Source organism: uncultured Flavobacterium sp., assembly GCF_963922255.1.
Taxonomy (GTDB): Bacteria; Bacteroidota; Bacteroidia; order Flavobacteriales; family Flavobacteriaceae; genus Flavobacterium.
In genome coordinates this window covers 1-5,852 of sequence record NZ_CAWUIC010000035.1, presented here as the reverse complement: position 1 = coordinate 5,852, position 5,852 = coordinate 1, and the positions used below count along the sequence as shown (strand labels likewise).

The 5,852-nt window shown below is 30.4% G+C and carries 7 protein-coding genes; all 7 read left to right on the top strand.

What is annotated here, in order from left to right:
- Positions 1–153 precede the first annotated feature (153 nt).
- The 7 genes from AABJ49_RS14110 (at position 154) to AABJ49_RS14080 (ending at position 5,621) form a co-directional block, all read left to right on the top strand.
- Entirely contained in the window at positions 154–648 is a 495-nt protein-coding gene (locus AABJ49_RS14110; protein ID WP_338378934.1) for a hypothetical protein, read from the top strand.
- 80 nt (positions 649–728) lie between these two features.
- Positions 729–1,328: a MepB family protein gene (locus tag AABJ49_RS14105; protein WP_338378933.1), complete on the top strand. Its 600-nt coding sequence runs from the start codon at positions 729–731 to the stop codon at positions 1,326–1,328.
- A gap of 148 nt (positions 1,329–1,476) precedes the next feature.
- Positions 1,477–2,181, top strand: coding sequence for a DUF6794 domain-containing protein (locus AABJ49_RS14100; RefSeq protein ID WP_338378932.1), 705 nt, complete (start codon positions 1,477–1,479; stop codon positions 2,179–2,181).
- A 177-nt stretch (positions 2,182–2,358) separates the two neighbouring features.
- Positions 2,359–2,733: a hypothetical protein gene (locus AABJ49_RS14095; RefSeq protein ID WP_338378931.1), complete on the top strand. Its 375-nt coding sequence runs from the start codon at positions 2,359–2,361 to the stop codon at positions 2,731–2,733.
- A 172-nt stretch (positions 2,734–2,905) separates the two neighbouring features.
- Entirely contained in the window at positions 2,906–3,328 is a 423-nt protein-coding gene (locus tag AABJ49_RS14090) for a hypothetical protein (RefSeq protein WP_338378930.1), read from the top strand.
- 196 nt (positions 3,329–3,524) lie between these two features.
- Positions 3,525–4,388: a hypothetical protein gene (locus tag AABJ49_RS14085; RefSeq protein ID WP_338378929.1), complete on the top strand. Its 864-nt coding sequence runs from the start codon at positions 3,525–3,527 to the stop codon at positions 4,386–4,388.
- Positions 4,389–4,523: 135 nt separating this feature from the next.
- Entirely contained in the window at positions 4,524–5,621 is a 1,098-nt protein-coding gene (locus AABJ49_RS14080) for a DUF6794 domain-containing protein (RefSeq protein ID WP_338378928.1), read from the top strand.
- The last annotated feature ends 231 nt before the right edge of the window (positions 5,622–5,852 follow it).

Below are 5,852 nucleotides of genomic sequence, written 5' to 3'. Positions count from 1 at the left end.
GCTTGGTTTTTCCTTCGGAAAAACCTCTATGATTCGTAATTTTGTTTTATATTTGTTTTGGTCAGTGCTTAATCAAAAGCCACTGAAACAAAGCCGCAAAACGTTAGCTGCAAGCTGAATTCCAAACTTTAATAAAATAATTAAATTGAATAAATGATAAAAAAAGAGTTTTTAAACTTAACTTTAAAAGATAAATTAATTTATTATCATATATTTTTATTTTCTCTATTTTTTTTTCTATTAGTTTCTTTTTTATATATGTTTGGATATATGAAATCAGAAAGTGATACAAAATTTTTATTTACATTTAGTATTTTGTTTTCGTCAGGAATTTTTATTATTAATAAAATTGGTTTGAGATTAATAAAAATTAAAACTGACTTGCCCTTGTCAAAAATTTACGAAATAATAAATATTACTGCTAAGGAAAATAGCTGGCATGAAATATCAAGAACAAATAAATTGTATGAAGCTGAAATTGGAAACGGTGGAATTTTACATTATGGAAAGAAAGTAAGTATAATAATTAGAGAAAATGAGATTTTAATAAATGTTATTCCATATCGTGGAAGAAGACCATTAATGGTTTTGGGAATTGATGATAATGAAAGAAAGTTTATAGAAAATTTAAAAAATGCCAGCAGCTAACAACTGTTTTGCACAATGGCTTGGGCTTGGTTTTTCCTTCGGAAAAACCTCTACGAATCGAAATTTTGTCTATATTTGTTATGGTCAGTCTTGAATCACAAGCCACTGATGCAAAGCAGCCAAACGTTGTATGTAATGCCCGGAACGAAACAGAGGAAATTGAAAAACCGAATAAAATTGAGCAAATGGACAAAAATCTAAACCAAATCAAATCGGAAATTTATGATAAATGCTCTCTTAAAATTTCGGACTTCAAAACCGAAATGGAAAGTAAAGAATATAATGCTTGTCGATTTCAACTCAACGGACTGAATATTTTGAGTAGAAACGCTAAAATAACACCAAAAAAAGTCGGACAATTTGTTACGTTTTGGAAACGAAATGGAAACGGACCGATTGAGCCATTTAACGAAAACGACCGAATTGACTTTTATACCGTGAACGTGAGAACTGAAAATGAATTTGGACAGTTTGTCTTTCCAAAATCCACGCTTGTAAAAAAAGGAATTATGTCAACGGAAAAGAAAGAAGGGAAAAGAGGTTTCCGAGTTTATCCGAAATGGGATGTTGCGAAAAACAAACAAGCTGAACGAACTCAAAAATGGCAATTGAATTATTTTTATGAAATAAACGATTCGACTGATTTACAAAAAGTGACTGAATTGTATGATGAAAAATAAAGCACTACATACAACAATGTATAACCGCAATTACGGCGGATTCGACTACGTCCGAATCCACTCGGAATTGCTAACGTCTGTGCCAAACCGAAAATTAACGCATATTAACCCGTAACTGACGGTTATACGAGACCGTTAGCAATAATTTATGAAAAAACCATTTTACATAATTACAATTTTATTGATAACGATATCCTGTTCAAAAAAGTCAGTTCCATTTGGACTTCGCAAAACAATTAACCAAATGGAAAAAAATCTAAACGATACAATAAAATATGATTTTAAAATTGCACCTGAAGAAGTAGCTGGAACTAAACATCATTTTGGTTTGGGTCAAGGTTTGCGAAATGGTAAAGGATTATGGAAAGGAAGTCTTTTAAGAACATATTTTAGAATAAATGGTGTAAAACATCCAGATGATATGAGTAGCATAATTTTGACAACTTTTCACCGAAAACTGAATGACAAACCAATTAAATTTAAGCAACAGAAAAAGTATTATAAAGAATATTGGGAAGTTTCAAGAATTGGAAAAGATACAGCAAATATTTGGTGGGCTAAAAATCATCCCGAAGAGCAGAGAGATAGTTTAAATCAAATTTATTTTTCAAATTTTTATAAAGATAGACTTGTTTTAGGAAGTGTTGGAGCATGGAAAAAAAATGAAAATGGTGCTTCTGGGAGAAATGTAAAAATTATTGCAAAAATTATTGAACGAAATGACAGAAAATTAAAACTTAAAATTATTGAATTAGGTAAATCAGAAGATGGTTTTGAACTTTGGGAAAAAGTCGGAGACACAATCGAAAGTGACCCATTTAGCGTTTACTTAATCCCAAGAATTAAAAATTAAACTATTGCTAACAACGGTTTTGTTCAATGGCTTGGGCTTGGTTTTTCCTTCGGAAAAACCTCTATGATTCGTAATTTTGTTTTATATTTGCTTTGGTCAGTGCTTAATCACAAGCCACTGAAACAAAGCCGCAAAACGTTGTGCGTCACTTACGTGCGACAGAAAAAAAAAACTAAAATGAACAAAATATTTATTCTTATAATTTTTACTTTTTGCGTTTCTTGTGATAAACGTTTAGACGAAAAAGTATTTAAATCAAAAGATATTACTGTAAAGTGGTATCGTATAAGTGAAATAAGTAGTGGTCATGACTTTATTGATTTGGAACGTTGGGGAAATACAGAAAATATATTGAAAGCAAATACAGACGGAATATATGATGTAGAAATTACTGGAGACACAATAATTATTAAAGCTTTACCAGAAATAGGAATTTACGAGTTAGCAGCAAAGAAAAATGAATGCTATATTAAATTAGACACCACAATTACAAAATATGAATATATGAAAAAACATCAACCTGAAAATGCCAAATATTATTTAAATAAATAAAAAAGCGAACGCACAACAACGGTTTTGTTCAATGGCTTGGGCTTGGTTTTTTCTTCGGAAAAACCTCTATGATTCGTAATTTTGTTCTATATTTGCTTTGGTCAGTGTCTAATCAAAGCCACTGAAACAAAGCCGCAAAACGTTGTGCGTCATTGCCAAAAAACTGAAAACTATGTTTGGAATATTTAAGAAAAAGAAAAAAGAATTAGGCGTTTCAGAAGTTATAAGTCAAGCCTTAAAAAACGGAATTTCTGAATTGCATATAAATATTTATGTTGATGATCAAATTCTATTTCAAGTTGTTCCTGCAAAATTTTATGCTGCAAGAGGATTAAATGAAAATGAATTAGATGGTTTTATGGAATTGCACTTTTTTAACAAAAACAAAACCTTGACTATAGAAAATGAACAATTTGCAAAACAACTTTCTGAAAATGGAACTCTACTCTATTTTGAAGAGCCTAAAGGAGTAAATAATTATATAAATGCTGTTGGTAAAAATCCAAACGAAATAGAAAAGATTATTAATGAACGAATAAAAACAATATATTCAAACATTAAACCTGAAAGAATAACAATTCAATATTTAGGTTAGTATAAAAACGAACGCACAACAACGGTTTTGTTCAATGGCTTGGGCTTGGTTTTTCCTTCGGAAAAACCTCTATGATTCGTAATTTTGTTTTATATTTGCTTTGGTCAGTGCTTAATCACAAGCCACTGAAACAAAGCCGCAAAACGTTATAGCCAATGCTAAATGAAGATAACAATTAAAATAAAAAACATCTAAAATGGGAGCTTGGGGAACAGGAATAAGTTCTAACGACACTTACGCTGACATTTACGAGCAATTTATTGACTTGTATAATGAAGGACTTTCTGTAGCTGATATCACAAAAAAACTGATTTACGAAAATCAAGAAACAATAAATCTTGAAGAAGATGCTCCAAATTTTTGGTTTGCTATTGCAAATGGACAATGGGAATGCAAAGCACTTGATAAAGAAATATTATCAAAAGTTGAGCATATTATCAATAGTGGCGAGGACATCAGAATTTGGAAGGAGTTGGACGCCACTCCTGCTGATTTAAAGGCAAGAGAAAAAGTTTTAAGTAAGTTTTTATCTAAACTTAAAATTGAAAAGGACAAACCCAAAAGACGAACTAAAAAAAGATTTTATAACTCAACTTATCAAAAAGGAGATTGTTTAACTTACTTGATGGATAACGGAAACTATGGTGGAGCTTTTGTTTTGACAGACGAACAAAAGACTGCAACTGGAACAAATTATATTGCAATAACAACAATTGACTTACCGACAAAACCAACCTTGAATGATTTTAAAGTAGCAGAAGTTTATATAAAGCGTGTAAACGAAATTAATTTCAGTCAATCTATAATAAAACAAAACTGGGTTGACCAACCACAAATTGGAGGTTTTTCAGCAATGATTAAAAACAAAGATGTTGATATAGAAATTGTAGGACAACTGAAAATATATAAAAAATACGAAATAAGACAAGACAGACAAATTGGATTTGGATGGACTGTTTTAAAATCCGCAATACCATTTAAAGAAGAATATGTCAAAATAAACGGACAGACAAAAACAAAACTAAAATTGAGCAAATGGACGAAAAAGCACTGGCTATAACAGCGTGTATAAGAAATAGCGGGTTCAGTGCTAAATCAAAGGTCAGTGCCTTTAATAAAAGTCAGTCCCAAACTGAAAGTGAAGTGCTTTTAAATCCGCTACTTCTCATACACGCAAAACGTTATGCACAATGTTATGAAAAACTTACTGCTTATAATCATGTTATCAGTACTTTTACCTTTAGCAAATTATGGGCAAAAAAAAGCCGCGCCTAAAAATCTAAAAACAGCAGTTAAGTTACTCTCCAAAGATTGCCCTAATGATTTACAAGAAAAAATAAAAATTACCAATAATGACAGTTTAATTTATCTTATTCGACCTTGGGGTGGTCACTATAATAAAATCTCAAATTGGACAAATGACAGTGTTCCTAGTCCAAAAATTGTTAAGTATTTTGACAATAAAGGAATCAACATACCTAAAGAACAAGAAATTGCAATTCTTATTGCTTTTAAAAGTTATTTACTTAATGGAAAATTTGACGAAAAAGCAATTTTACTACCTTTTCAAATTAAAGAAAAAAAAAGGAAAGCTGAAGAATTAATAAAATATACAGCTGACACCTTAAATAGTGTTTATATTCCGAAAAATCTTGAAGACAGTTTTTTAGAAATAAACAAAATATGGAAAGACAGTACGTCTATTAAATTAGAAAAACTTAAAAAGGGAATGCATTTCGGTTTTGGAATGTGGTTAAGAAACAATTGGGGACTTTGGGGAGGTTCTAGGTTATCAAACTATTTTAATGGTTTAGGAATCTATCATGCTGATGATATGTCTGGAACAATATTGACTAGTTATGAAAGATATCTGAGAAAAGAAGACATAAAATTGGAAGAACAAGTTGAATTCTCAAAAAAATATTGGAAAGAAGTTAAAGAGAAAAACGAAGCTTTTGAAAAAGAGAAATTTGAAAAATACAAAATAGGAGAAATTGTATTCTTTAAATATCCTAATGGATACATTTCTAATGAGCAAGAAATAAAATATGATGAGGATATTTGCATAGCAAAAGGTCAAATCATTGAAAAAAACGAAAAATATTATTCTATAAAAATACAATTACTTGAAAGTTGCGACAAAAAAGGCATTATTGCTTACGACAACATTAACTCGCTAATCTACAATAAGAAAACCCAAGAATACGAAAAACCTAAAAAAAGAAAAATAGAGATAATGAAAATTGGAAAAGTGTTTTGGTTTAATTACTCTAATTGGCAAATAAATGAATAAACACAGTGCATAACAGCCGTTTGTTGCAATTGCTAGGCTCGGTGTGTGTTCGGAATTTTCTCCGAAAATTCCACGAGGAGTTTTGTACTTGTAATCTTTTGTTATAAATTTACGCAACTGCCACAAGCGGCAACACGTTGTGCGTCAGTTTCGCGGAACGTAGAAAAAACGAAAGAAATATGAAGAAAATATGTTTAATTTTATTGTTGTTTACTTTAAAAATTTACTCAC